The sequence below is a fragment of the Halorientalis sp. LT38 genome, from assembly GCF_037031225.1.
GTDB classification, from domain to species: Archaea; Halobacteriota; Halobacteria; order Halobacteriales; family Haloarculaceae; genus Halorientalis; species Halorientalis halophila.
The window spans coordinates 253,958-276,023 of record NZ_JAYEZN010000001.1 but is presented as its reverse complement, the minus strand read 5'-3'; the positions used below and the strand labels follow the sequence as shown (position 1 = coordinate 276,023).

22 protein-coding genes are annotated in these 22,066 nt (G+C 68.7%); 13 read left to right on the top strand and 9 right to left on the bottom strand.

Annotation, left to right across the window (positions count from 1 at the left end; all coding sequences use genetic code 11):
- The first annotated feature begins 16 nt into the window (after positions 1-16).
- The gene (locus U5918_RS01500) at positions 17-997 is read left to right on the top strand and encodes an isocitrate/isopropylmalate dehydrogenase family protein (protein ID WP_335998944.1); all 981 of its coding nucleotides are present in this window, start codon (positions 17-19) and stop codon (positions 995-997) included.
- A 13-nt stretch (positions 998-1,010) separates the two neighbouring features.
- On the opposite strand, the gene U5918_RS01495 is transcribed toward U5918_RS01500, so the two are convergent.
- The 3 genes from U5918_RS01495 to U5918_RS01485 all read right to left on the bottom strand — a co-directional run bounded on the left by U5918_RS01495 (position 1,011) and on the right by U5918_RS01485 (position 5,136).
- A complete protein-coding gene (locus tag U5918_RS01495) occupies positions 1,011-1,220 on the bottom strand; it encodes a DUF7576 family protein (RefSeq protein ID WP_335998943.1) in 210 nt (69 codons plus the stop codon).
- 1 nt (position 1,221) lies between these two features.
- Positions 1,222-1,551 carry a HalOD1 output domain-containing protein gene (locus U5918_RS01490; RefSeq protein ID WP_335998942.1) on the bottom strand — a complete coding sequence of 110 codons (330 nt, stop codon included), beginning with the start codon at positions 1,549-1,551 and terminating at the stop codon, positions 1,222-1,224.
- 90 nt (positions 1,552-1,641) lie between these two features.
- A complete protein-coding gene (locus U5918_RS01485) occupies positions 1,642-5,136 on the bottom strand; it encodes a PAS domain S-box protein (RefSeq protein WP_335998941.1) in 3,495 nt (1,164 codons plus the stop codon).
- A 242-nt stretch (positions 5,137-5,378) separates the two neighbouring features.
- On the opposite strand from U5918_RS01485, the gene U5918_RS01480 reads away from it, so the two are divergent.
- Positions 5,379-5,531 (top strand): DUF7557 family protein, encoded by a 153-nt coding sequence (locus tag U5918_RS01480; protein WP_335998940.1) that lies wholly within the window; start codon positions 5,379-5,381, stop codon positions 5,529-5,531.
- Here U5918_RS01480 and U5918_RS01475 read toward each other — a convergent pair.
- Together U5918_RS01475 and U5918_RS01470 are read right to left on the bottom strand one after the other, a co-directional pair.
- On the bottom strand, positions 5,525-5,986 hold the full coding sequence (locus U5918_RS01475; RefSeq protein WP_335998939.1) for a DUF5799 family protein: 462 nt from the start codon (positions 5,984-5,986) through the stop codon (positions 5,525-5,527). The genes U5918_RS01480 and U5918_RS01475 overlap by 7 nt on opposite strands.
- A 340-nt stretch (positions 5,987-6,326) precedes the next feature.
- Positions 6,327-7,055, bottom strand: coding sequence for a metal-dependent hydrolase (locus tag U5918_RS01470; protein ID WP_335998937.1), 729 nt, complete (start codon positions 7,053-7,055; stop codon positions 6,327-6,329).
- Between the two features lie 156 nt (positions 7,056-7,211).
- Between U5918_RS01470 and U5918_RS01465 the strand changes: the two genes are divergently transcribed.
- From U5918_RS01465 to U5918_RS01455, 3 genes are all read left to right on the top strand, one after another.
- Entirely contained in the window at positions 7,212-7,985 is a 774-nt protein-coding gene (locus tag U5918_RS01465; RefSeq protein ID WP_335998936.1) for a fumarylacetoacetate hydrolase family protein, read from the top strand.
- Between the two features lie 110 nt (positions 7,986-8,095).
- Complete coding sequence (locus tag U5918_RS01460) at positions 8,096-8,629, top strand: gluconate 2-dehydrogenase subunit 3 family protein (RefSeq protein ID WP_335998935.1); 534 nt, start codon at positions 8,096-8,098, stop codon at positions 8,627-8,629.
- Positions 8,626-10,284 carry a GMC family oxidoreductase gene (locus U5918_RS01455; RefSeq protein ID WP_335998934.1) on the top strand — a complete coding sequence of 553 codons (1,659 nt, stop codon included), beginning with the start codon at positions 8,626-8,628 and terminating at the stop codon, positions 10,282-10,284. The genes U5918_RS01460 and U5918_RS01455 overlap by 4 nt, the downstream gene beginning before the upstream one ends.
- A 7-nt stretch (positions 10,285-10,291) precedes the next feature.
- On the opposite strand, the gene U5918_RS01450 is transcribed toward U5918_RS01455, so the two are convergent.
- A complete protein-coding gene (locus U5918_RS01450; protein WP_335998932.1) occupies positions 10,292-11,056 on the bottom strand; it encodes an Lrp/AsnC family transcriptional regulator in 765 nt (254 codons plus the stop codon).
- A 196-nt stretch (positions 11,057-11,252) separates the two neighbouring features.
- On the opposite strand from U5918_RS01450, the gene U5918_RS01445 reads away from it, so the two are divergent.
- Together U5918_RS01445 and U5918_RS01440 are read left to right on the top strand one after the other, a co-directional pair.
- The gene (locus tag U5918_RS01445) at positions 11,253-11,684 is read left to right on the top strand and encodes a universal stress protein (RefSeq protein ID WP_335998930.1); all 432 of its coding nucleotides are present in this window, start codon (positions 11,253-11,255) and stop codon (positions 11,682-11,684) included.
- Between the two features lie 48 nt (positions 11,685-11,732).
- Positions 11,733-13,973 (top strand): amino acid permease, encoded by a 2,241-nt coding sequence (locus U5918_RS01440; protein WP_335998929.1) that lies wholly within the window; start codon positions 11,733-11,735, stop codon positions 13,971-13,973.
- 36 nt (positions 13,974-14,009) lie between these two features.
- Here U5918_RS01440 and U5918_RS01435 read toward each other — a convergent pair whose 3' ends face one another.
- On the bottom strand, positions 14,010-14,465 hold the full coding sequence (locus U5918_RS01435) for a transporter (RefSeq protein WP_335998927.1): 456 nt from the start codon (positions 14,463-14,465) through the stop codon (positions 14,010-14,012).
- Between the two features lie 100 nt (positions 14,466-14,565).
- Between U5918_RS01435 and hisC the strand changes: the two genes are divergently transcribed.
- The 4 genes from hisC (at position 14,566) to U5918_RS01415 (ending at position 17,391) form a co-directional block, all read left to right on the top strand.
- Positions 14,566-15,639 (top strand): histidinol-phosphate transaminase, encoded by a 1,074-nt coding sequence (gene hisC, locus U5918_RS01430; protein WP_335998925.1) that lies wholly within the window; start codon positions 14,566-14,568, stop codon positions 15,637-15,639.
- Positions 15,636-16,142: an adenylate kinase family protein gene (locus U5918_RS01425; RefSeq protein WP_335998923.1), complete on the top strand. Its 507-nt coding sequence runs from the start codon at positions 15,636-15,638 to the stop codon at positions 16,140-16,142. The genes hisC and U5918_RS01425 overlap by 4 nt, the downstream gene beginning before the upstream one ends.
- Positions 16,139-16,765 (top strand): CDP-alcohol phosphatidyltransferase family protein, encoded by a 627-nt coding sequence (locus tag U5918_RS01420; protein WP_335998921.1) that lies wholly within the window; start codon positions 16,139-16,141, stop codon positions 16,763-16,765. The genes U5918_RS01425 and U5918_RS01420 overlap by 4 nt, the downstream gene beginning before the upstream one ends.
- A 77-nt stretch (positions 16,766-16,842) precedes the next feature.
- Positions 16,843-17,391 (top strand): multiprotein bridging factor aMBF1, encoded by a 549-nt coding sequence (locus tag U5918_RS01415; protein ID WP_335998920.1) that lies wholly within the window; start codon positions 16,843-16,845, stop codon positions 17,389-17,391.
- On the opposite strand, the gene U5918_RS01410 is transcribed toward U5918_RS01415, so the two are convergent.
- On the bottom strand, positions 17,388-17,957 hold the full coding sequence (locus U5918_RS01410) for a response regulator transcription factor (protein WP_335998918.1): 570 nt from the start codon (positions 17,955-17,957) through the stop codon (positions 17,388-17,390). The two genes, U5918_RS01415 and U5918_RS01410, sit on opposite strands and share 4 nt — an antisense overlap.
- Positions 17,958-18,058: 101 nt before the next feature.
- On the opposite strand from U5918_RS01410, the gene tpiA reads away from it, so the two are divergent.
- On the top strand, positions 18,059-18,706 hold the full coding sequence (gene tpiA / locus U5918_RS01405; protein WP_335998917.1) for a triose-phosphate isomerase: 648 nt from the start codon (positions 18,059-18,061) through the stop codon (positions 18,704-18,706).
- A 70-nt stretch (positions 18,707-18,776) separates the two neighbouring features.
- Positions 18,777-20,117: a hypothetical protein gene (locus tag U5918_RS01400; RefSeq protein WP_335998915.1), complete on the top strand. Its 1,341-nt coding sequence runs from the start codon at positions 18,777-18,779 to the stop codon at positions 20,115-20,117.
- A 16-nt stretch (positions 20,118-20,133) separates the two neighbouring features.
- Here U5918_RS01400 and U5918_RS01395 read toward each other — a convergent pair whose 3' ends face one another.
- Positions 20,134-21,984 carry a helicase HerA domain-containing protein gene (locus U5918_RS01395; protein ID WP_335998914.1) on the bottom strand — a complete coding sequence of 617 codons (1,851 nt, stop codon included), beginning with the start codon at positions 21,982-21,984 and terminating at the stop codon, positions 20,134-20,136.
- Positions 21,985-22,066 lie beyond the last annotated feature (82 nt).

The window sequence follows — 22,066 nt, the reverse complement described above, 5'->3', positions numbered from 1 at the left end:
CTTCGCAGGTACCGGCATGACAGACACGATTGCAGTCATTCCCGGCGATGGGATCGGCGGCGAGGTACTGCCAGCGGCGGTCGAAGTGCTCGAAGCCCTCGACCTGGATCTCGAGTTCGTCGAGGGCGAGGCCGGCGACCACGTGAAAGAAGAGCGGGGCGAGGCGCTGCCCCAGGAGACCTACGACCTGGCCGCCGAGGCCGACGCGACGCTGTTCGGCGCGGCGGGCGAGACCGCGGCCGACGTGATCCTCCCGCTTCGGGAAGCCGTCGACTCCTTCGCGAACGTGCGGCCGGCCCGCGCCTATCCGGGCGTCGACGCGGTCAAACCGGAGACCGATCTGGTCTTCGTCCGCGAGAACACGGAGGGCGTCTACGCCGGCATCGAGGACGACCTGACCGACGACGTCACGACGCTGACGCGACTGATCACGGAGTCGGCGTCCCGGCGGATCGCCGAGTTCGGCTTCGAGTACGCGGAGGAGAACGGATTCGAGGACGTGACGGTCGCGCACAAGGCAAACGTCATGCAGAAGACCGACGGCAAGTTCCTGGCGGCGTGTGAAGCCGTCGCTGCAGAGGGCGGCCACGAGTTCGACGACGCGCTGATGGACGCGCTCGCGATGCACCTGATCATGCACCCTGAGGACTACGGGGTCGTGATCTGTCCGAACCTGGCCGGCGACATGCTCTCGGATCTGGCGGCGGGCCTGGTGGGCGGACTCGGCCTGCTGCCGAGCGCGAACGTCGGCCCGGACAACGCGCTGTTCGAGCCGGTCCACGGCTCCGCGCCCGACATCGCCGGCGAGGGCGTCGCCAACCCCTCGGCGATGATCCTGAGCGCGGCATTGCTGTGCGACCACCTCGGCTACGACGATTCGGCTGCGCGCGTTCGCGCGGCCGTCGAAACAGTGCTCGAAGACGGTCCCCGGACGCCCGATCTCGGCGGCGACGCCGGGACCGAGGACGTCACGCGAGCCGTCGTCGACGCGCTCTAGCCCCGCGGTCGATTCACTCCGTCCAGGTCGTCTGACAGTCCTCGTCGCAGAATACGTGGAGGACGAGGCCACCGTCCGGATCGGTCCCCGTTCCGACGGGATGCCACTCGCCTGTTTTCAGTATTCGTCCGCAGTTCGAACAGGTTCGATCGGTGGCTGACGCGTCGCTGCGCTCCGGATGGCTCTCCGATTCGATGCGCGTCACGCCGCGCTGCGGTCGCATCTCACCACCCGCCGGAATCCGCGGTGTCCGTCCCCTCCGGCGTCGTCACGCTGTCCCGGACTTCGCCGTCGATGCTGACGTCGCCGTCGCCGCTGACGCCGATGTCGTGCCCCCACGCTTCGAAGGTGATCGAGAGGTTCGTGTCGGCCGTCGCGGACGCGACAACGGCGTCCAGCGCGTCCGGATCGATGAACTCGAAGACCGGTTCCGAGAGGTCGATCGGATCGACGTTCTCGAAGGTCGCTACCGCCTCGACGATCCGCTGGGCGATGGATTCGGTCGGCTGTTCTAGCTCACTGGTGTCGATCAAACTGGCGCGCATGCTTCCCATTCGTAGGGTATCGCCCACGCCCCTATGGGGATATCCGCGATATAGATAACCCAGCTCCCGGTCGGGGGTTACCAGTATAACCCCTCTGGCTCACGAGTCGCTGGCGCCGTCGTCGAGGACCGTCCCGGAGAGCAACCAGTCGAAGACGGTCCGCTGTGCCACCCGGAGGTGGCGGTTCACCGCCGGCTGCGAGATGTCGAGCGAGTCCGCGATGTCCTGGCCGGTGCTCTCGCGCGGCCGCTCGAAGTACCCGCTCAGGTGGGCGGTCGTCAGCACTTCCCGCTGGCGGTCCGTCAGGTCGCCGAGCACGTCGCCGCGAAGCTGTTCGGCGCTCTGTAGCTCGCGGGTCACGTCCTTGCGCGCGACGAGTTCCACCGTCGGGTACGTTCCGCGGATCGCCTCGATCAGCTCCCGGACCTGGATCTCGTGGGAGACGTCGACGACGAGTACCATGCCGTCGGCGTCGACGGTGAGGTCGCGCGGCTGGCCACCGTGTTCCAGCAGCGTGTTCAGGACGGTCTGGTCGGCGAACTCGATCTCGTAGACGCCGGCGGCCCGATCCGTGACGTGGCGGTAGCCGGCCACCGCGACGGCGTCGTCGAGCGCCGCATCCACGCGTTCGGGCGCGACGTCAGCGGTCTCGACGAAGGCGTGGAGTCCCTCGGCGGTCCAGGTGTTGACTCCCTCGAGGCTGATCGTGCAGTCGAGCGACCGGGCCAGCGCCACGAGCGGGCTGGTCTCGTCGTCCAGGCGGAGCTTCAGCCGGAGGACCTCGTCGCCCAGCAGCGACTGCTTGGTCTCGATGCCGTTGATGGCGTTCCCGATCGTATCGCCCAGTTCCGCGAAGACCGGACGCTCCGTCTCGCCGAAGGCCTCGCTCTCGTCTGCGTACACCGAGAGGACGCCGTAGGTGTAGTTCTCGTACACGAGGGGGACGGAGACGACCGATCGGAATCCGCGGAGCAGCGCCGCCTGGCGCCAGGACTCGTCGTGGAGGTCCGTCGACACCCTGGGGACGACGACGGGCTCACCGTTCCCGAGCGTCCGGTGACTCGGTTCGATCGAGTCCGCCCCGATCGCGTCGAGGTACTCCACGCCCTCGCCGGCCCACGTCCGTGACACGACCGCCTCGGTCGCGGCGTCGTACTGTCCGATCCAGGCGAACCGGTAGGCCCCCTCGGAGACGAGCTGTTCACAGACCGCCCGCTCGATCTCGGTGCGGGTCGTGCCGTCGACGAGCGCCTCGTCGACCCCGCGGATCACCTCGTTGATCTTGACCTGCCGTCGTAGCTGGCGGTTCTGGGACTCCAGTTCCGCGTCGCGGGCCCGGAGGTCGGCCTCGCCCTCGACCCGGTCGAGGGCCGCCTCCGCGGAGGTCGCGAACAGTTCGAGGACCCGCCGGAGTTCCCCGTCGAAGCCGGTCGCTTCGGTCGAGATGGCGACCAGCAGTGCGTGGTCGCCGAGGGGGACGACCATCCCGCTCCGGATGCCGTTGCGCGCGAGCGGCGTGGGTTCGGTCCCGTCGAAGACGACCGTCTCGTCGTCGAGGAACGCGGTCCAGACCACCGGATCGACGGTTTCCGGATCCGGGAGTCGGTCGGCGGGGAACAGGTCGGTGAAGCCGTCGGTCGCCCCGGCCCGGACCAGTTCGCCCGCCTCGGCGTCGAACCGGAAGACGCCGACGCTCGCGGTCTCGAGGACGTCCGAGACGGCGCCGACGACGCGCTCACACACCTCGACCTTCGAGTCCGCGCCGATCAGCTGTTCGGTCGACCCCTGGAGCGTGGTGAGCAACTGCTCGCGCTCCTCGCGCTCGATCGAGGCCAGCGCGTACCCGAGGGTCTCTCCGAGTTCGCCGAGCACGGCCTCCTCGCGCTCGTCGAAGGCGTCGGGTCGGTCCGCGAAGACGGTCAGGAGGCAGTAGGTGGTGTCCTCGAAGACGACTGGAATCACCGCCAAGGACCGGACGCCGCACCTGAAGGCCGCCGTTTCCCAGGCGCTGAGGCTGTCGCCGGCCCTGAGGTTCGCCACGACCTGCACCGAGCCGGTCCGGAGCGCCTCGCGCGCCGGTTCGTGCTCGCTGGCGCCGACGGTCGAGATCGTCTCGAGGCCGTCCCCGTCGCTAGCGCCGCTCCTGGGACGCAGCGAGTCGGTCGCCGGGTCGTACTGACTGACCGTCGCGAACCGGTAGGTGTCGGCTTCGGCCAGGCGGTCGCAGACGACGCGTTCGGCCTCCCGTCGACTCGTGGCCCGGATCAGCGACTGGTCGATCTCGCGGATGACGTCGTTGATCCGGTTCAGTTCGTCCAGTTCGTCGCGCTGGCGTTCGATCTCGGCCTCGCGAGCCACCCGCTCGGAGACGTTCCGTCCCATTCCGGCGACGCCGAACACGTCGCCGTCCTCGCCGACGATCGGCCCGCCGCTGAACTCGTGGGGGATCCGCCCGCCGTCGCTGGTCTCCAGTGTGGCCTCGAGGTGTTCGATCCGCCGATTCGCGATCACCTCACCGAGGGCCTCGCGGACCCGATCGCGGTCCTCCGGGGCGAGGAAATCCAGCGGGTTCATCCGTCCGATCTCCGCGTCGGAGTAGCCCGTCAGTTCCGGGACGCGGTCGTTCCACCGGATGAACTCGCCCGCCTCGTCGAACGCGTAGAGCACGTCCGGTACGGCCTCGAAGATCCCCTCGACGAGGGCGCGTTGCTCGCGGAGCCGTCGTTCGCGCTCGCGCTGGTCGCGCACGTCGCGGACGACGCCGACCGAACCCTCGAACCCGCCGTCCTGTGTCAGTATCGCGAGGCGGTTTTCGCAGGGGATCTCGGTTCCGTCGGCCGTCACGACCGTCTGTTCGAGGCTGCTCACCCCCTCGCCGTCGTCGTCCAGCAGTTCGCGGATCATCTTCCGCCCTTCCTCGACGTCGGCTTCGGGGAGTACGGTCGAGACGTGTCGCCCTTCCAGGTACGACCGGGGATAGCCCGTGAGGTCCTCGCTGGCGTCGTTGACGGCGACGAACCGACCGTCGGCGTCCATCAGGTAGATCGCGTCCTCGACGGTGTTGACGATCGTGTCGTATCGCTCCAGCGTCGCCGCCTTCGTCTGCGGGTCACGATCGAGCATGACGCCGTCCCCGTCGATCGCCCCGGTAGCAGCCTCCCGCGTCGGGGCGTCGTCCGCCCTCCCGGACGACGTCCCGTCGACCGCTGCCGCTTCGGCGGCCGCCGCCTCCCGTGTGGCCTGCTCGTCCAGTAGTTCCGGCCCCTCGTGTCCCAGCAGCCGGGGGACGCTCTCGGGGGTGACGATGCCCGTGGCGCCCGCGTCGAGCAGGGCGTCGTCCGTCGCCTGTCGGTCTTCGACGAGGGCGAGGACGGGCGCGTCGCCGGCGGCGGCAGCGAGGCGGTCGATCGTCGCCCGCCTCGCGGCGTCGGTCGGATCCGCGATCAGCACTCCGGCGACGTCGTCGCTGACGGCTTCGATGGCCGCCCGTTCGTCGGTCACCCGCCGGATCGAGAGTGGCGACTCCTCGTCGGCCTCCGGCGAGGGGAGCCACTCCGACGATCCGACCAGGACCAGTGTGTCTCGTTCGCTCATGCGATTGCGCTCGGCGCTCGCGGTCACCTCGCGGAGGGGCGGGGAAATCCTTGCCTGATTCGATAGCCATCGATCGAGCGACAGGCACCGACGCGGGTGCCATCCGGTAATTACCTGACGACGACGTGTGATCGAACAGTCACGCGTCGGGTACGCAACGGCCGTCCCGAGCGGGTAGCGGGGGGTACGGACGCGGGGCTGGACGTGGAACTTAACTGACTGGGCGGAGTCGGTCTACGTGTATGCCGAACCTGGATCTCGACGAGGAGACGATCGAGCGGCTGGACGGGCTCCGCGTCGAAGACGAGAGCTACGACGAGCTCATCAACGAACTCATCAACATCTACCAGGCCGAGGAGCTGACGCTGTTCCGCGGGAGCGACGAGGACTACTGATCGGCCTCGGCCGCCGCGGCCCGGACGGCGTCCCACTTGCCAGACTCCTCCAGATGCGTCTGGAGTTCGTCGGCGTACGCCTGGGTCAGTTCCTCGGCGGCCGCGAGGCGCTCCTCGTCGGTGTCCTCGTCGTCCTCCTCTGAGCCCATGCCCAGCGCGCGTTTGATCCCGTCGACCACGCCGCTCCCGCCGCCGTCGCCCCGACCGCCCGGGGCGCCCGGCCCCGCCATCTGCGCTTCGATCGAGTCGAGTTCGGAGATGATCGAGGGGAGGTCGCTCGTGTCCGAGACCAGGCGCGCTTCCTCTTCGTCTGCCGGGGATTCGATGTCGAACCTGACGGCGGTCATGACGAGACCCCACTGCTGGCGCGAGAACTGAGAGTCGGCGACGCGGTCGACGAACGCCTCGTCGACGGCCATCCGGTCACCGACGATCCTGTCGGTCCAGTGTTCCATGTCCGGGTGGTGGTCCGCGGGGGGCTTGAGCGTTGTCACGGCGCGGCCGCTGGAAGGTCGGTCGGCGTCGAGAAACGTGATCCGCGGCGGACGAGGCGAAGCGGTGCCACCCCCACGTGGCAACTGGGTCCCCACCCATGGTGCGTCGTCCGACGGCCGCGGGTCGTCACACGGTGCCCCCCGGTCGCTGGTCCCACCCCCCGACCGAAGTAGCACGTCAGTCAACCCGCCCATCCCCACTGATAGTATCGCCGGCTATGGACGGGCGTTTATACCAGTGCCCGTCGGTGACACACCACCGGGCGACCACGGGACCCGCGAGAAAACGCGACGGCGAAACTCAGAGGTCTTCCAGGGTGACCGACTCGTCGCCGTCGAGGACGTGGACCTCGGCGTCGCTGCCGGTGCCCGCGACCTCGTTGACGAACTCCTGGGTGTCGATCTCGATCGGCGGGAACGTGTCGTAGTGCATCGGGAAGGCGTGGTCGACGTCGAGCCAGTCGACGGCGATCGCTGCCTGCATCGGGCCCATCGTGAAGTGATCGCCCACGGGCAGGGCGGCCGCGTCGGGTTCGAGGTACGGGCCGATCACGTCGCGCATCTCGGTCATGAGGCCGGTGTCGCCGGCGTGGTAGAAGGTCGACGAGTCGGCGTCTTCGATCTGCGTGGGTTTCGTGTCGCTGATCACGTAGCCAGCACAGGAGCCGCCGCTGGGGGCGTTGAACCCGCCTTCGAGCCCGTTCGTGTGGTCGGCGCGGTGCATCGTCACGTAGGCGTCGCCGAACTCGACCGTGCCGCCGAGGTTGAACCCGGTGACGGCGTCCTCACCGAGACCGTGTTCCTCGGCGAGGTGGCCGACGACCTCGGGCGTGCCGGCGACGGTCGCGTCGGGGAACGCACCGACGTCGGCGACGTGGTCGTCGTGGCCGTGGGTCACCAGGACGACGTCGGGATCGTAGTCGTCCGGGTCGGCGTCGGTCTTCGGGTTGTCGAAGAACGGGTCGATCAGGAGGTCCGTGTCTCCGACCGATACGTGCCAGGTCGCGTGTCCGAGCCAGGTGAGTTCCATTGCACCTCGTCGGTTCGGGCGTAGCACACTTAATGCTACAGAAGCCCGCAGATGCGACCGACTCGTTCGGTCGTCCGCCGGACAGGGAGACGGCGCGAACGCGCAAGCGATGGCCGCTTGTAAACGCTTATCAGGCGGCGTTACGATTCGCGGGACATGAAACGCGTGCGCTTCCGGGACTCCGCGGGTAACGTACGTGGCGGCCGCTGGACCGTCGAGAACGGGGAAGAACTGGTGACGGCCGCGGCCGGTCCGTACGGGCGCATCTCCTTCGGCGACGAGACGTTCGCTCCGGACGACGTCGAGATCCTGCCGCCCTGCGAACCCACGAAGATCGTCTGCGTCGGTCTCAACTACGCCGATCACGCCGCCGAACGGGACTCGGAGATCCCGGATCGACCGCTACTCTTTCTGAAGCCGCCAAACACGGTCACCAGCCACAACAAGGAGGTGACGGTCCCGGCGAACAAGGAGCGCGTCGACTTCGAGGCCGAACTCGCCGTCGTCATCGGCGAGCGCTGCAAGGGCGTCTCGGCGAACGAGGCCCTGGACTACGTCTCCGGCTACACCTGCCTCAACGACCTCTCGAACCGGGACGATCAGGAGGTCGAACAGAACTGGGTCCGCGGGAAGGCCTTCGACGACGCCGCGCCGATCGGCCCGCTGGTCGCCACTCCCGAACACGTCCCCGAGGACGCCACCGTCGAGTGCCGGGTCAACGGCGAGGTCAGACAGCACTCCTCGCGCGACGAGTTCATCTTCTCCATCCCGGAACTGATCGAGGAGATCACGACCTACATGACCCTCGAACCCGGCGACGTCATCTCGACCGGGACGCCCGCCGGCGTCGGGCCGCTCTCCGACGGCGACACCGTCGAAGTCGAGGTCGAGGGCGTCGGAACCCTCCGGAACACCGTCCGCGTCCCCTGACGACGACACACGCTCGTTTTCCCGCTGCGTCCATCCTCGATCCGGAGCCGCCGGTGTCCGGCGTCCGACATCAGAACCCATAAGTTTAGGCTAACCTAATCTCCGTCGAGATGGAGCTGACGCGGCGGGACGCCCTGGCTGCGCTCGCGGGTGCCGGAGTCGTCGGCGCCAGCGGCGCGGCCGTCCTCCGCCGCGACGCCGACGGGGCGACGGGAGAGCCGCCGGCGGCGGAGACAGTCGAGACGGCGACGGCGGTGGCGGAGGTGATCTACCCCGCCGCGGTCTCGAACGTCCCCGAGTTCGTCGAGACCTACCTGTCCGGACGGCTGGAGGCCCGGCCTGAGCACCGGGCGGGAGTCGAGGGCGCTGTCGCCGAACTCGACAGGTTCGCAGACGCGTTCTACGACGTGCCGCGGTACGTCGACCTGGATGCGGACCGGCGACTCACCGTCCTCCACCGGGCGAACGTCGACGAGAACGACCCAGACCCGGACGGCGGCCCCGCGGAGCGCGTCCGCTACTACGTCGTCAACGACCTGCTGTTCGCACTGTACGCCTCCCCCACCGGGGGCGAACTGGTCGGCATCGAGAACCCGCAGGGCCACCCCGGCGGCGCCGACAGTTACCAGCGAGGGCCGAAATGAGCGGTGCGGAATCGGACCCCTCGAACGCCGAGCGGACGCCCGAACCGCGGGCCGACGTCTGCGTGATCGGCGCCGGCCCGGCGGGCGCGCTCGCCGCATACCGCCTCGCCAGCGAGGGCCACGACGTCGTGATCCTCGACGCCGGCCCGCGCTTCGACCCCGACTCGCGGATCGAACGGATGGAGCGGGCGATCAGGCCGGCCCACCCCGACCCGGAGGTCTGGGACATGGGCGGCGAGCGGGACGCCTACAGTTCGGGCGGCGAGCGGTTCTATCCGCTCAACAGCTCGCGCGTGAAGGGCATCGGTGGATCGACGCTGCACTGGCAGGGGATGGTGATGCGAAACCACGAGGCCGACTTCGAGCGCCGGACGCGGGACGGCGTCGCCGCCGACTGGCCCATCGGGTACGACGACCTCAGGCCCTACTACGCCGATGCCGAGGCGGAACTGGGGGTCGCGGGCGCGTCGGACAACCCCTTCGCGCCGCCACGGAACGAACCCTACCCGATGCCCGCGTTCGAGCCCTCCTACAGCGACTCGCTGTTCGCCGAGGCCTGCGAGCGCCTGGGCGTCTCGATGCACTCGGTCCCGAACGCACGCAACTCCGAGACCTACGACGGCCGGGGGAGTTGCGTCGGCTACGGTACCTGCAAACCGGTCTGTCCCTCCGGCGCGAAGTACAGCGCCGACGTCCACGTCCGGAAAGCCGAGGCCGAGGGCGCTCGCGTCATCGACCGCGCCCCGGTTCAGGCCCTGGAGACCGATCGGTCGGGACGGGTCGCCACCGCCCGCTACGCAACGCCAGGGGGATCGGAGTACCGCCAGGCCGCCCGCGAGTTCGTCGTAGCCTGCGGCGGCGTGGAGACGCCGCGGCTCCTCCTGCTCTCTGAATCCGCAGATCACCCCGACGGACTCGCAAACAGTTCGGGACTCGTGGGTCGGTACTTCACCGAACACCTCTTTTGCGGTGCCGGCGGGCTGCTCGACGCCGAGACTCGCCAGAACCACGTCGGCTTCCTCACGAGCGAGTGCCACCAGTTCTACGACGACCCCGGGCAGGCCACCGAGGGAACCGGCGGCTCGATTCCCGGCAGCGACGCCGACCTCGGGCCGATCAAACTGGAGTTCCTCAACTACGCCGGCCCCTCGCCCGTCGAACTCGCGATGGGCGCCGCGGAGTTCGGCGACGACCTGCTCGACTCGCTCCAGGACGCCTACGGCCACAACATCGCGATGGGCGGGCTGGTCGGGCAGTTGCCCAGGAAGGAAAACCGAGTCACGCTCGACACATCCCGGACGGACGACCACGGGAATCCCGTGCCCGATATCCACTGGTCGCTCGACGACCGCACCCGGCGGACGATCCGGCGTGCCAACGAGATCCAGCACGCGATCCTCGACGAACTCGGCGTCGACGTGGGCTGGACGGTCGGCCCGGAGAACACCGGCCCGGCCTTCCACCACATGGGCACGACCCGGATGGGGGCCGATCCGGCCGAGAGCGTGGTGAACCCCCGATTACGGACCCACGACGTATCGAACCTCTCGATCGCCTCTAGTAGCGTCTTCGTCACGCCGGGCGCGCTGAACCCCACCCTCACGATCGCGGCGCTGTCGCTGAAGTGCGCCGAGCACGTCGACGAGCGGCTGTGACGATTCCTCACCCCTCGTTCGCGACGGTTTCGCCGTCGACGAACGCCTCGAGGACACCGTCTGTGTCGCCGCTGCGGGAGAGGACCGTCACGATGTCGTCGGGCCGGATTTCGGTCGTCCCGTGGGGCGTCAACACGCGGTCGCCGCGTTCGATCGCGATGACGAGGGAATCGTCGTCGAGGACGCCCTCCCGGACCGCCGCTTCGAGCGTTCGGTCGACGATGGGTGCCCCCTCTTGCACGGTCACGTCGACGACGTTTGCGTCGCCGGCCAGACTGATGAAGTCCGTCGCCTCGGTCGTCGGCACCGCCTCGTCGGGACCGAACGACCCGTAGGGGCTGTCCGTCTCGGCCTCGACGAGCGTCTCGTCTTCGATCTCGATCCCGAGTTCCGAGAGGGCGCGCGTGATCCGGCGCAGCGCCTCGGTGTCTTCCCCGACGGCGAGGACGTGAAGGTTCCGTCGACCGGTCATCAGCTCCCTGACGTTGACGACGCCGGGGACGGCACAGGCGTCCCGCGCGAGCGACTTCCGCTCCGAGACCGGCGCGTTACAGACGTAGAGATTCGTCAGGTGGCCGTCGGCCCGCTCGAAGTCGACGCCGACCGTGTACCCGCGGATGATCCCGTTGGCTTCGAGCTGGGAGATCCGGTTCCGGATCGTCCCCGGCGAGACGTTCACCTGCTCCGCGATGGTCGGGGCCGACGTGTTCCGGGCGTCACGCATCAGTTCGAAGAGTATCCGACGGTCGATGTCGTCGAGCCGGTAGTCCATGCCCGACGTAGAACGGGGGTGTACTTTACACCGCTGCTGCTCGTGCCGCGAGAATACGCAATTTGTTCAGCTATCAGTAATTGCGGCCCGATATATTACTCATTCCTTAATTTGATCGGAATGGTTATACGTCGATCGGTCCAACCGTCGCCTATGACCGTCCGGATTCGCGCGTACTACGGAGGGACCTAGACCGATGTCCGTACTCGCACACCTCGTCGTGCCGGTCGCGAGCGAGGCCGACGCCGTCGCGACGTGCGAGGCGCTCGAGCCGTACCTCGACGATATCGAGCGGGTCACGGCCGTCCACGTGATCGAGAAGGGCGGCGGGTCGGTCGACAAGGCACCGCTGGAGAAGCGCCGCGAGGACGCCGCCGAGTTCCTCGCGGTCGTCGACACCCGACTGAGCAACGCCGTCGCTGTCGACGACCGGACCGCGTTCGGGACCGACATCGTCCAGACCATCTTCGAGGAGGCACGAGACGCGGGGGCGACCGCGGTCGCGATCCGCCCCCGGGGCGGCAGTCGGATCGTCCGGCTTCTGACTGGCGACACGGCCACGCGACTGGTCACGGACCCGGATCTGCCGGTCCTCGCGCTGCCGAAACCGCCAGAAGGAGAGGGCTAATCCGATGGTGACGAACTCGCGTCGACGGCTGGATCGGAGGGGCGACCGATGAGCGACGAGGAACTCGCGAAGGACCTCGGGCTCGTCTCGGCGATGACCATCGGGATCGGGACGATGATCGGGGCCGGGATCTTCGTCCTGCCCGGCGTCGCCGCGCGAGCGGCGGGGCCGATCGTCGTCGTCTCGTTCGTCGTCGGCGGCGTCGTGGCCATGGTCAACGCCTTCTCCGTCTCGGAGCTGGGGACGGCGATGCCGAAAGCCGGCGGCGGCTACTACTACGTCAACCGGGCGCTGGGACCGCTGTTCGGTTCGATCGCCGGGATGGGCGACTGGATGGGACTGGCCTTCGCCTCGGCGTTCTACAGCATCGGGTTCGGGCAGTACCTCACGACGCTGGTACCGATCCCCAACTTCTTCATTCTGACCGACATCCAGATCGGCGCCCTGCTGGCCGGTACCGCGTTCGTTCTCGTCAACTACGTCGGTGCGAAGGAGACCGGTGGCGTCCAGACCGTCATCGTGACGCTACTGATGGCGGTGCTGGGCCTGTTCGCGATCCAGGGCTGGCTCTCCTTCGACTACGCGACTCTGGTGGGCGACGGCGGCCTCGCGCCGATGGGGTACGGGGCGATCCTGCCCGGAACCGCGCTCGTGTTCGTCTCCTTCCTCGGGTACGCCAAGATCGCGACGGTCGCCGAGGAGCTGAAGAATCCGGGCCGGAACCTCCCCATCGCCGTCATCGGGAGCGTCGCCATCGTGACCGTGCTCTACGCCATCCTGGTGAGCATCATGCTCGGCGTCGTGCCGTGGCCGGAACTGAGCGAGAGCGCACCGCTGACGCAGGCCACGGAGATCGCGTTCCCCGGTGGATTCGCCGGGATCGCCGTCACGATCGTTACGGCGGGGGCACTGCTGGCGACCGCCTCCAGCGCCAACGCGTCCATCCTGGCATCGGCTCGGATCAACTTCGCGATGGGGCGGGACCGGATCGTCACCGACTGGCTCAACGAGATCCACCCGAACTTCGCGACCCCCTACCGCTCGATTCTCGTCACCGGTGGGATGATCGTCGTCTTCATCGCCGCCCTCGGGCAGGACGTCGAGGCGCTCTCGAAGGCTGCGAGCGTCCTCCACCTGGTCGTCTACGCGCTGATGAACGCGGCGCTGATCGTCTTCCGGGAGACCGATGCGCCGGGGTACGACCCCGACTTCACGGTCCCACTGTACCCGATCACCCCGATCCTCGGGATGGGGCTGTCGCTGGGGCTACTCGCGTTCGTCGGGAGCCGCGAACTCGCCCTCTCGGGGGTGTTCGTCGTCGGGGCAGTGATATGGTACTTCGCGTACGCCCGGAACCACGCGCCAGAGGAGGGCCTGCTCTCCGAGTACGTCCGGACGCGCGGGGACGCGATGCCGGATTCCGTGGTCGGCGCGGCCGAGACCGTCGCCCCCGACGGCGACACCGATTCTGAGGGACCGACGGTGATGGTCGCGCTCTCGAACCCGCGGACCGAGCGCGCCCTCACGACGCTCGCTGGCGCGATGGCCAGCGCCCAGGACGGGTCGGTCCTCGCCACCCACGTCGTCCAGGTGCCCGACCAGACCTCGCTCGCGGCCGCCGAGCGCGACGAGGACCTGCTTTCGACCTCCAGGGATCTGCTCGCCGACTCGCGGGCCGATGCCGAAGCCTTCGGCGTGCCCGTCGAGACGCGGACGATCCTCTCCCACCAGGGCGTCGCGGAGGTGTTCGACGCCGCCCGTCAGCACGACGTCGACACGCTCGTCATGGGCTACGGGGGCGCGCAGTTCGCCGGCGGGCGGGCCGAGGGGACCCTCGACGAACTCACGCACGACCTCCCCTGTGACGTGCTGGTGTTCGACGGCGACGAGTTCGACGCCACGGACGTGCTCCTCCCGACCGCCGGCGGCTACTCCTCGGACCTCTCGGCCGACGTGGCCCGCGCTCTCAGGGACACGGTCGACGCCGAGGTGACGGTGCTCTACGTCGCCGACGACGAGTCGACGGGCCGCGAGTTCATCGGCGAGTGGGCGAGCGAGCACGGACTCGACGACGCGTCCATCACTGTCGCGACCGGCGACGTGGAGTCGGCGATCGCGACGGCGGCATCGGACCGCTCGCTCGTCGTGATCGGCGCGACCGAGGAGGGGCTGCTCACCCGGGTCGTCCGCGGTTCGCTGGCGCTGTCCGTGCTCGAGTCGATCGACACGCCGGTGTTGCTGGCCGAACGCCCGCGGCCCCGGTCGCTCCGGGAGCGGCTGTTCGGCTGACCGGCGGTTCGAAAGCAGCGGAAGAGGCGCTCGTCCTCAGACCCCGCCCAGGAGCAGGCCGGCGACGACGAGCAGGCCGAGTGCGGCCACGGAAGCGCCGAGGAAGAAGGGACGGGCGTTCTGTGCGGGCTCGCGGAGTTTCCGCTCGGCCAGGCCCGAACTGATCTTGCTCGTACCGATCTCGACGAGCGCGGCCAGCGCCAGCCAGAGGACGATCATGGCGAGCACGAGGTAACCCCGCGTCGACCCCGTCAGCGTGCCGACGGTGTAGATCCGGCCGGCGAGGTGGCCGCCGGTGAGGAAGAGCGCGAGCGCACAGGCCCGCGAGAGCGTCAGCAGGCGACTCGTGATGTCGGCGAAGGGGTCGGTGTCGATGCTCCCCTCCCGGGCGACCGGGAGGACCCCGTAGGTCATGAACAGGACGCTGCCGGTCCACAGGCCGGCGAACAGCATGTGGAGTACGTACCCGATGGTCAGGTCGATAGACGCCATAGGTGTGGGGTGGTGGCAACGGCTCTTGAAACTGGTGAGTTCCGGCGCAGGCTCGCGTCATTCAAGCAGGCTTAAGAATCGCGGTCCGCTTTCCTCGCGTATGCAACCACGGGACCTGTCGGACCACGCCGTCTACCGGGCCGGCCGGGGGATCGAAGAAGTCGCCCGGGAACTGGGGCTGGATCCCGACGACCTGGTGAAACTCTCCTCGAACGAGAACGTACTGGGTCCCAGTCCGAAGGCCGCAGCCGCCCTCCGCGAGTACGCCGACCGGGCCCACCAGTACCCGAAGGCCTCCCACACGGACCTGACCGCGCGGCTGGCCGACGACTGGGACCTCTCGGCCGAGCAGGTCTGGCTCGCCAACGGCGGCGACGGCGTGCTGGACTGCCTCTCGCGCGCGCTCCTCCACCCCGGCGAGCGCGTGCTCGTCCCCGAACCCGGCTTCGCCTACTACGGCATGAGCGCCCGGAACCACCACGGCGAGGTCGGGACCTACGCGCTCTCGAAGGCCGACGACTTCGCCCAGACCGCCGACGTGGTGCTTTCCGACTACGACGGCGAACGGATCGTCTACGTCACCAGCCCCCACAACCCGTCGGGGTCGGTGATGCCGATCGACGAGGTCGAAGCCCTCGCCGAGGGGACCGACGAGGAGACCCTCGTGCTCGTCGACGAGGCCTACGCCGAGTTCTCGAAGATCCCGTCGGCGGTGTCGCTCGTCCGCGAGCGCGACGACGTGGCCGTCCTCCGGACGTTCTCGAAGGCCTACGGGCTGGCAGGGATGCGCCTCGGCTACGGCCTGATCCCGGTGGAGTGGGCCGACGCCTACGCCCGCGTCCACACGCCGTTCGATACGGGCGAGCTCACCTGCCGCGCCGGGCTGGCGGCACTGGACGACGACGAACACCTGGAGCGAACAGTGAAAATGGTCGAAGACGCCCGTGCGTACCTCGCCGACGAACTCGACGCGCCGACCTGGGAGAGCCACGGCAACTTCGTGCTGGCCGAGGTCGGCGACGGAACCGCGGTCTCCGAGGCCGCCCAGCGCGAGGGCGTCATCGTCCGCGACTGCTCCAGTTTCGGCCTGCCCGAGTGCGTCCGGATCACCTGCGGCACGGCCGAGCAGATGGAGCGGGCCGCGGCCGTGCTCAACGAGGTGAGCGCGGCGTGAGAGTGGTGGTCACCGGCACGCCCGGGACGGGCAAGACCACGGCGACCGAACTCGTCGAGACCGAACTCGAACTCGTCCACCTCAACGAGGTGATCCGCGAGGCTGACCTCTCGGCGGGCCACGACGAGGAGCGCGACAGCGTCGTCGCCGACATGGACGCCGTGGCCGACTGGCTCGGCGACCGCGACGACCTGCTGCTCGATTCGCACCTGGCCCACCGGCTGGACGTCGACCGGGTCGTCGTCCTCCGGTGTCACCCCGAGGAACTCGAAGCCCGGCTCATCGAACGGGGCGAACCGCGGGCGAAGGCCGAGGAGAACGCGGAGAGCGAGGCGCTGGACGTGATCCTCGCCGAGGCCGTCGAGCGCCACGGCGAGGGGTCGGTCTACGAGATCGACGCGACCGACCGCAGGCCGGAGGAAGTCGCCCGCGAGATCGAGCGGGCGATCGACGGCGAGCGCGAACCGAGCGCGGGCGACGTTTCGTACATCGAGTACCTATGACGCTGGATCGATTCAGACCCCTGGCCGATCGGGCCGTGACGCCGTTCGTGAACGCCTCGGCCCGCTTCGGGGTGACGCCCGACGCCGTGAGCGTGTTCGCCTTCCTGCTGGCGGGGGCCGCCGGTGGTGCCTTCTACCTCGGCGGTGGGGGAGGGACGGGCGCTGCGGAACCGCTCTGGTACCTGGCCGGTGCCCTGTTCGTGTTCTGTAACGGGTGGCTGGACCTCCTCGACGGCGCGCTCGCGCGGCGACTCGGGACGGACTCCCGGGCCGGCGACCTGCTGGATCACGTCCTCGATCGCTACGCCGACATCCTGATGATCGTCGGCCTCGCGGCGGGGGTCGACCGCTACCCCCTCGGGCTCGCGGCCATCACGGGCGTGCTGATGACCTCGTACCTCGGGACGCAGGGCCAGGCCGTCGGACTCGACCGCGTCTACGGCGGGCTCCTCGGTCGGGCCGACCGCCTCGTCCTGATCGGCCTGATCGGTCTGGTGGCGGTCTTCGTCACCGACCCCCTCGCCGGACTCACGCCCGTGGGCTGGCTGCTGGTCGTCTTCGCCGTCGTCGGGCACTTCACCGCGATCCAGCGGTTCGTCGGCGCCTACCAGGCGCTGTCCTGACGGGTCGGACGGCGGACCGGACCGGGCGCGTGTCGCCTGGCGTACGATTTATACGCAGGCATGGCTAACCCCTTCTCATGGTCCAGTGTGAGATGTGCGGCGCCGAGACGGGTTCGCCCAACACGGTGAAAGTCGAAGGCGCGGAGCTCGACGTCTGTGACGATTGTTCCGACTTCGGCACCGAGGTCCGCACGGAGAAAAGCTCCAGTTCGTCGACGAAGTACTCGACGAGCAGCTCCTCCGGGTCGGGGAGTTCGGGCTCCGGCAGCGGGTCGAGTTCGAGTTCGTCGGGCGGGTCCTCCGGTGGCGGTGGCGGCCGCCGGCGCGACATGTTCGACCAGATGGACGAGGTGGCCCAGGACTACGACCAGCGCATCCGGCAGGCCAGGGAGCGCGAGGGGCTGAGCCAGGAGGAACTGGCGAACCAGCTCAACGAGAAGGCGAGCCTCATCCGCAAGCTCGAACGCGGTGACACGCTCCCAGCCGACTCGGTCCAGAAGAAACTCGAAAAGGAACTTGACATCGTCCTGACGGAGGGGAGCGCCAGCGCGGACGACGAGGAGTGGGACGGCGGGTCGAGCGAGGGTGAGTACACGCTCGGCGACGTCGTACAGCGGAAGGACTAGATGTGACGCTGGAGGTCCTCGAAGGATAGGTCCGCACCGATCTCCGAGAGCTCGGATTCGAGCCCGTCGATCTCGTCGGTTAGCCGCTCGAAGCGCTCGCTGCGCTCCAGTTCCGCGGTGCTCTTCTCGACTTCGAGCACGTTTCGTTTCAGTTTCTTCGAGGTGAGTTGCTGGTGTTTCTCGCTGTACTCCGAGAGCTTCAACAGCCGCTCGACCACTTCGAGCAGGTCCTCGCGCGAGACGGGCTTGACGAGGTAGTCGTCACACCCCATGTCGATGATGTCGAACCCGGGGTTGACCGCGGTCACCATCGCGACCCGGCAGTCGTTCCCCTGTTCGTTGATGTCCGCGAGCACCTTGTCGCCAGAGAGGTCCGGCATCCGCCGGTCCAGCAAGGCCACGTCGACCGAGATCGTCGGGTCGTGGAGGACGTCGACGGCCTCCTCGCCGCCGTAGGCCGTCACGACGTCGTAGTCATCCGAGAGGTAGTCCGTGTAGAGGTCGGCGAGGTGCCGCTCGTCCTCCGCGACGAGCACCGTCGCCCGCGTGTGGGTCCCTGAAGACACGCCTATCACGCGTGCCTAGTTCCCCGGGGCTCTTAAAACGGACCTCCGGTTCACCGCGCCGAACTCCCACCCTTTAAGCCCGCCGCGGTCGGTCCCCCGCTATGTTCGTTCTCGTCAACCTGAAGGCGTATCCCTGTGACCCGGTCGCCGTCGCGACGGCGGCCCGCGACGTCAGCGAGGCCACGGGCGTCCGCATCGCCATCGCACCGCAGGCTGCACACCTCGACGCCGTCGCCGACACGGGCGTCGAGACCTGGGCCCAGCACGTCAGCCCCGTCGACCACGGCAGTCACACCGGGTCGACGCTCGCGGAGGCCGCCGCCGACGCCGGCGCGGTCGGCACGCTCTTGAATCACTCCGAACGTCGCCGCACGCTCGCCGACGTCGACGCCGGGCTGTCGGCGGCCGAGCGCGCCGATTTCGAGACCATCGTCTGCGCCAACAACCCCGACCAGATCGGCGCGGCCGCCGCCCTCGGTCCGGACGCGGTCGCCGTCGAACCGCCGGAACTCATCGGCACCGGAACCCCAGTCAGCAAGGCCGACCCGGACGTGGTCCGCGACGCCGTCGACGCGGCCGCCGCCGTCGACGACTCCGTGGACGTGCTCTGTGGCGCCGGCATCTCGACCGGCGAGGACCTCGCGGCGGCCCGGGAACTGGGCGCCGAGGGCGTCCTGCTCGCGAGCGGCGTCGCGAAGGCCGACGACCCGAAGGCGGCCCTGGAGGACCTGGTCGAACCCGTGGCCTGATCGGCTCTCGAGGGAACGGTTTTCCTACCGGGACCGCAAGTCTCCAACGAACGATGGTCAGTGGTGAGCGATGACGACGAGGGTCCCGTTCACGCCGCTCGAGGAGGCCGTCCACCACATCGAACGCAAACTCGGCTCCTGGAACGTCCAGTCCGAGGTCGAGACCGCGACCCGGATCGACGTCGACAGACTCCGGGAGGCCACCCTGACGGCCTGCAACGCGCATCCGCTCGCGAGAGCCCGCCAGCGGCCCAACTCCGGGACGGACACCCGGTTCGTCTGGGAGATCCCGACTGGAATCGGGAGGCTCCCGGACGGCGTGATCACCGTCATGGACGGTCCTATCGGGAACGTCTCCCCCTTTTACCGGCAACGGATCGACCTCACCGAGGAGTTGCCGTTTCGCCTGCTCGTGATCCGGGGCGGCGGCGCCGACGGCGGCGACGCGCTGCTCGTCTGCACGAGCCACGTCGCCGCCGACGGCATCGGCTCGCTACGGTTCGTCCGGTCGATCTGCGAGGCCTACCGCGGCGTCTCCCTCGACCCCGATCCGGTAGACACGGAGACCGCCCGGGACGCGATCTTCGACGGACCGGTCACGCCGTCGAGCGACGACCTCGAACTGGTGGGTGACGTCGTCTCCTACCTGGGGAACGCGATCGACCCGCCGACCCGGATCGCCGGGGACGACGGGAGCGGCACGGGTGGCAGCGGCGACCGTGGCGGCGACGATGGCTGGGTGTTCGACCGCCGCCGACTCGACGAGGCGCTGACGGCTCGGGTACTGAACGGGCGGCCGGAGCAGGCCTCGGTCAACGACGTCCTCCTCGCGGCGCTGCACCGCTGTATCGATGGGTGGAACCGCGATCACGGCGAGTCCTCGCGGAAGATCAGTTGTATGATGCCGGTGAACCTGCGCCCGAGCGACTGGTTCTACGACGTGGTGGGCATGTTCGCGGCCTTCGACAGCATCGCGACCCGGCCCTCGGATCGCCGGAAGCCGGCGGCGACGCTCGAGACGGTCGTCGAACAGACCCAGCGACTCAAGGACCGGGACAGATCGACGCTCTTCATCGAGGCGCTCAAACTGGTGCCGCCGGGCACCCCCGTCGCGCTCAAAGAGCAGTTCCCGCAACTGCTGCGCGGGCTCGGCAAACGCTTCCTCGACACGGCGGTGCTGTCGAACCTGGGGCGAGTTCCCGAGCCGGTGCCGCGGCTCGACGACGGGGACCCGGGGAACTTCTGGTTCTCGCCGCCCAGCACGCCGCCGGTGGCGGTCGGCATCGGGGTCGTCACCGTCAGCGGACGGATCTACCTCACCGGCCGCTACGATCGGGGGACGTTCGACGCCGACGCCGCCGCGGCGTTCACCGACCGCTATCTCGATTGCGTGGGAGAACTCGTGGCGTGACCGCCCGCTGCTTCGCTCACTTCACGAATGCGTCTTCGACGGCGGTCACGAGCGCGTTCAGTTCTTCGGCCTCGAACTCGCCGCCGGCCTCCTCCTCGATCAGGTCGGCCAGCCGGTAGGCGTAGTAGCCGCGGCCGGCGTGTTCGATGAAGCCGTGGGTGCGCAGGGTCCGGTTGTGCGCGTATGCCTTCGTCCGGTCGCCGTCGCCGCCGCCCGCGAAGTGGGCGTCCAGGGGCTTGGCCGGCCCCTCCTTCCGGTAGTAGCGCAACATCCCGCGGGTCTTCCCGGGCATGGCCTCGACGGCCCGTCGGAGGCCCTCGACGACTTCCCGGCGTTCCTCCGGGATCTCGCCCGGCCAGGGGTCCTCGGCGTCGAACGAGAAGGTGGCGCCGGATTCGCCGTCGATCACGTCGCCCTGGCCACCGACCGCCGCCATCGCGGCTGCCACGTCGCCGTCGTCGGCCGACTCGTCGGTTCCGTTCCGGTCCGGGTCTCCGGCCGGCCCGTCGAAGAAGTCCGTCGCCACCTGCTGCCCCATCGTCGCGTCGGCGGTTTCATCGTCGCCGGCGTCCGCAGTCGGGGCCTCGGCGTCGTTTGCGTCCGCAGTCGCGGCCTCGGCATCGTTCGCCTCTGCGGTCGGGGGTTCGCCGCCGGATCGCGGTTCGGCCGTCGAGTCCACGACCGTGCCGCCGTCACCGGCGGCGGCCGTCTCTTGCTGGACCTGTGCGGACTCAGCGCCGTCGGCGCCGTCCTCGCCGGCGGCCAGCCGTCGCTTCTGCCGCATCCGTTCCTGCTCGGTCCGGCCGGGGTTGACCCCCTTGACGGTGTCGAGTAGCGCGTCGACGAACTGATCGGCCATCCGCGACATGTCGCGGGCGTCCTGGAGTTCCTTCTCCAGTTCGGCGATCCGGGAGTTCTTCTCGTCCAGTTGCGTCCGCAGTTCCTCGATGCGGTCTTCGGTCCGTTTCTCCTCCTCGCTGATCTCCTCGAGTTCGGAGACGAGGTCGGAACTGACCGATTTGAGGTCCGGACGCTCCACGTCGTCGAGGCCGGGGGTCGCGCCGGCGTCGAAGGTCTTCTTGCGGTGGAACTGGACGCGCTGGATCGACTCGGACCAGTCGTTCATCATGAACGCCTCGCCGTCGTTCAGGTCCTCGACGGCCTCGGCGTACTCGTTGTCGAGGATGCGGCTGACGACCTTCGTGTCGTTGTTCCAGGTGAGCCGGTGCCAGACCAGCCAGTCGCATTGCGTGATGAAGTCCTTCTTCACGTCGGCCGGGCGCTGGCTGATGCCGACCATGCCCAGGCCGTGTTTGCGCCCGCGCTTGCCGATCTTGATGAGCATCTTCCCGCACTCGCCGACGGAGCCCTTCTCCGGGATCCACTCGTGGACCTCCTCGACGAGCATCAGGAAGGGCTGTTTCAGCTTCTTCTCCTTGGCGAACAGCCGCTTGGAGACGGCCGTCAGGAGCTCTCCGGCCTCGTCCTCGTCGAGGAACGAGGAGACGTCGAGGATGATGGGGACGTTCTTCTCCAGGGCCAGCGACGCGATCTTCTCGGCGTGATCGACGGTCACCTGAATGTCACACTCTTCGTCACCGCCGACGTGGAGGATCTCGTACTCCTCCTTGAGTCCGTAGTACTCGCCGTCGATGTCGACGATCATCACGGGGTAGCCCCCGTCGAGCAGCTTCTCGATGATGACGCTCGCCGTGTTCGACTTCCCGCCGCCCGACTTTCCGGTGACGAATCCGCGGCCCGTCAGGATCTCCACGACGGGCAACTCGACCGACTGGTCCGGCGTCTGGCCGATCGGCGGCCCGTCGCTCAACTCGGCGACCGTGATAGTCTCTTGTGCGTCTCCCATCGCTCGTCCGGAGGGAGTAGCTCCGACGACATAATCATCCGTCAGCCAGCCGTCAGACGCGCCCCGCCGGCGGACCCGGCGC